Here is a 366-nt window from a genome sequence, read left to right as displayed (position 1 = left end):
CAGCTTGTCGGCGTTCTTCAGCGCTTCGTTCAGGTTGTTGCCGATCTGGTCGAACGGCACCTTGTCGAGCTTCTTCGTGATGTCGGCGACCTGCAGCTGCAGTTCGTCGAGCGTGTTCGGCACGGTCGGCAGTTCGATCGGGGTGTGAGCAACGTCGATCTTCACGGCCGGCGCCTTCGGGAAGAAATCGAGCGCGACGTACAACTGGCTCGTCAGCAGGTTGCCGGTGCGCAGCTGGCCGCGCAGCCCGTGCGACACCAGCCATTTCAGAATGTCGTGCCGCTCGAGTTCGCCCTTGCTCTGAACCGCTTCGCGGAAGCGCCGGCCGAGCCGCTCGGGGTAGACGTTCATCGTCACCGGCATCGT

1 pseudogene is annotated in these 366 nt (G+C 63.4%); it reads right to left on the bottom strand.

The features are described 5' to 3' along the window. Window positions 1–366, bottom strand: a pseudogene (locus RZR99_RS33170) (mammalian cell entry protein); the annotation flags it as partial.

This window comes from Burkholderia alba, from assembly GCF_034721475.1.
In the GTDB taxonomy this organism is placed as follows: Bacteria; Pseudomonadota; Gammaproteobacteria; order Burkholderiales; family Burkholderiaceae; genus Burkholderia; species Burkholderia alba.
Note: the sequence above shows the minus strand (reverse complement) of the source record. Positions and strands in the feature narration are given on the sequence as shown.